Annotated in this window: 2 protein-coding genes; both read left to right on the top strand. The window is 63.7% G+C overall.

The genetic code is table 11. The features are described 5' to 3' along the window. Nucleotides 1-126: 126 nt before the first annotated feature. The gene (locus QN358_RS18750; RefSeq protein WP_323513266.1) at nucleotides 127-1,191 is read left to right on the top strand and encodes a tyrosine-type recombinase/integrase; all 1,065 of its coding nucleotides are present in this window, start codon (nucleotides 127-129) and stop codon (nucleotides 1,189-1,191) included. Further along, nucleotides 1,188-3,137, top strand: coding sequence for a tyrosine-type recombinase/integrase (locus QN358_RS18745; RefSeq protein WP_323513265.1), 1,950 nt, complete (start codon nucleotides 1,188-1,190; stop codon nucleotides 3,135-3,137). The genes QN358_RS18750 and QN358_RS18745 overlap by 4 nt, the downstream gene beginning before the upstream one ends. Nucleotides 3,138-3,227: the final 90 nt, after the last annotated feature.

Genomic DNA, 3,227 nt, shown 5'->3' with positions numbered 1-3,227 from the left:
CAACGAACCCGATATCTGTTAACCGGTTCTCGGACGACACGTTCGGTCTGATGCTTCCGATGACGACGATTCCGTGGCGATCGGGGTGGAGGCTTTTACACACCGGCCGACGAAGGAGTCCAGGCTATGACTGTTTCAGCAAAGAAGCTCGAGGGCGCGTTCCGTATCGTGGGCGACTGGGGCGATACCGCTTCGGCGAATGCTTTTCTGGGTCATCTCAATACTCGTGCGTTCAGCCCGAGCACGGTTCGCTCTTACGCGTTCGATATCGTCAACTTCGCCCGGTTTCTGCTAATCAATGGCAGCACGCTCGCCGAGGTCACCCCGATGATGGTGTTCGATTGGATCGACTGGCAAGGCGCTCGTTCACACGGCACGCCTGACCGTGTGGCGCGGATTCCTGGTGCAGTGCGCACGGCTGCGGCCTCGACTGCTAATCGGCGGGTCGCTGCGGTGAGGTCGTTGTTTGAATACTTAGTCATGGCCGGCGACTGCCCTGGTAATCCTGTCCCGTCCCCGCGGCGGCAAGGCAGCCCGGGCGCTTTGACCCGTGGCCTGTTGGGGCATCTGGGCGCTGGGCGCTCACGCGGCGGAGGACGGCTGGTGCGCCAACCCCAGATGCTGCCGGAATCACTGCCCGTGAGCGATGTCGACCGTTTCCTTGGTTCTCTGGACACGTACCGTGATCGTGCGATCGTGTTGGCGATGCTGCTGGGCGGTTTGCGGGCTGCTGAAGTGCGTGGGCTACAGCTATCCGACGTCGACCTCGGACGCCGCCGGCTGCGCGTGATCGGCAAGGGCTCGAAGGAAAGGTACATCCCCGTCGATGGCGCCTTCTTCACCGAGGTTGCCGCGTACCTCCGCTACGAGCGCCCGACCGGGGTGACAGCATCGGGATGTTTCCTGGTGCTCAGAGGGCCAACAACGGGTCAACCGTTGACGGAAGCGGGGTTGCGCGGGGTATTCCGCCGACACCGGGAAGCGTCGGGTGCGACCAGGGTCCGCCCGCACCGTCTGCGGCATACGTATGGCACGGAACTGGCCTCAGCCGGCATCGATCTATTGGCGCTCCGGGAACTGATGGGTCACGTATCCCCGGACACCACCGCACGTTACGTGCATCTGAGCATCGAACACCTCGCTGCCGAATACGGTGCCGCCCGCGCGACCCTTGCCGCTAGCGCCCGATGACGACCATGACTCCTCTCGCACCGACCATGTCGTTGCATCAGAGATACCATCACCATCTGTCGGCGCTTGAGCTCGGTCCGAGGGCGATTCGGAACCGGGTACGAATCGCCGACGCGTTCCTTAGCGAGCATCCGGACCTGGTCGAATGGATGGGCCGGCCAGCGTTTACACGTTGCGAGGAATTGGATCGCACCGGCGCGTGGCCGGTGATCGTCTACGCCGTCGAACATGATGGGCTGCGGTTGGATTTGGAATTCGCCGGAGCGAAGAAACTCACCGGTTTAGCCAACGCGATCGAACACCGTGACCCGGACGGTTTCACCCGGATGCGCGCAGCCGGGGCCAGGCTCGGTTGGACACCGAACTGGATTCAAACTCTCCTTGGTGGAGGATTGGCTGTGATCCTCGCGTGGACGGGAGGAACAACAGCGCAGCTGACCACTGACGTCGTCGACACGTTCGAAACAGGCCTCATCGCTACAACGACGTTGACACCGTCGATGCTCCGCGCCTACCGCGCGCGGGTCGCGGGACTCAAAGCTCTTCTCTTCGACACGAAAGTGATCGACACCCCGCCTCGGCGACGGCCCACCGCGTCGAGCTGGGAGGAACGCTTCGCGGCGGTGCCGATGGCGCCGTCGCTTCGAAAAACGTTCCTGCGATACGTCACTGTCCGATCCGCTGTGGCTCGCCCGAGCACGGTGGATTGTCTGATCAACGACCTCCTACCGTTCGCTGAGTACCTCAACGCCCAAGCCCCGAAGATACGCCACCTCCGTCACCTTCGACGCCACCACATCGAGGGCTACTTGCTCTGGAACCGCCACCGATCCTGGCGCGGACGCCGGGCCGCTGCTGGTGCCGGCCGGACCATCTCGATCGCTGTCGCGCAAGCGGCGGTACTGACCCTTCGGAACCTGTTCGACGACATCACCGACTGGGAATGGAAAGACGCCCCCACACGCCGGCTGATATTCCGGGCGGACATCCCGAAGCTCGATCACCCTCTGCCGCGAGCCCTTACCCCCGACATCGACGCGGCGTTGATGACAGCCATCGATACCCTCGACGACACATTCGCCCGCACCGCAGTGACAGTACTGCGCCACACCGGGCTACGCATCGGCGAACTCCTCGACCTGGAATTGGGAAGCGTTTACGACTACGGCCCTACCGGCTCCTGGCTGAAAGTCCCCCTCGGAAAACTCGCCACCGAGCGGATGGTTCCGCTGGACGCGACCGCCCTGACCGCCCTGACCGCCCTCGACCAATGGGCTAGGCACCGCGGCCCCTCACGAGCGCTGCCCCACCCCCGGACCGGCACTGCCACCGACTTCCTCTTCACCAGCCACGGCCGACGGTTAGGCCCAACCCGGATCCGCAACGGCCTCATCACCGCCAGCGTACACGCGCAACTGCGCGCCGCTGACGGGAAACCCCTGATCGTGACACCGCACCAACTCCGCCACACCTGGGCCACCGAGCTCGCCAACGCCGGGATGAGCCTGCAAGCACTGATGGCGCTACTCGGGCACGCGACCGCCCAAATGACAATCCGCTACGCCACCCTCGCCTCGCCCGCCCTACGGATCGCTTACGACGACGCGGTCGGCAAAATGCGCCGACAACTCACCCTCACCCCGGTCGGACGCCCCATCGTCCCCGACAAAGTGAACTGGCTCAACAGCGAGATGATCAAAACTCGTGTCGCCCACGGATACTGCTCCCGACACGAAACCGCCGGGGCCTGTTCATATGCCAACATTTGCGAGAACTGCGCCAACTTCACCACCGGCCCCGAATTCGCCGCAGCGATCTCTGACCAACTCGACGACATCCAGCCCCTCAAAACCGACGCAGAGCAACGCGGCTGGGACAGCGAAACAGCCCGACACGCAACAACAGCAGCGGCCCTCACCGACCACCTCCACAGACTCCGGCGATGACCCGAAGCACTCAAACGGCTTGACCTGAGCACGAGAGCCGGTTAATGGAACGGGTGAACAAGGAGATCAAACGCCGCACCGACGTCGTCG

The sequence above is a fragment of the Subtercola sp. RTI3 genome, assembly GCF_035018625.1.
In the GTDB taxonomy this organism is placed as follows: domain Bacteria; phylum Actinomycetota; class Actinomycetes; order Actinomycetales; family Microbacteriaceae; genus Subtercola; species Subtercola vilae.
The sequence above is the reverse complement of the archived record's forward strand: the minus strand, read 5'-3'. Positions and strand labels throughout refer to the sequence as shown.